Annotated in this window: 1 pseudogene; it reads left to right on the plus strand. The window is 66.7% G+C overall.

The features are described 5' to 3' along the window. Positions 1-252: pseudogene (locus tag BST38_RS28870) on the plus strand (lipid-transfer protein); the annotation flags it as partial.

Consider the following 252-nt stretch of genomic DNA (forward strand, 5'->3'; position numbering starts at 1 on the left):
AACACCTCGGCACCACCGCCGGCATCCCGTCGGTGCGCGCGATCAGCCTGCAATCGCCGCAATACCCCCAACACCTCCCCGAACTGCCCGACATTGCCACCGACTCCACCGCCGTGGTCCCCGGCCCCGAGCGGGTGTTCAAAGACCAAATCCTCGACGCCGCCTACACCGAAGCCGGCATCGGACCCGATGACCTGTCCCTGGCCGAGGTCTACGACCTGTCCACCGCCCTCGAACTCGACTGGTACGAAC

It is taken from the genome of Mycolicibacterium parafortuitum (assembly GCF_002086815.1).
GTDB lineage: Bacteria > Actinomycetota > Actinomycetes > Mycobacteriales > Mycobacteriaceae > Mycobacterium > Mycobacterium parafortuitum.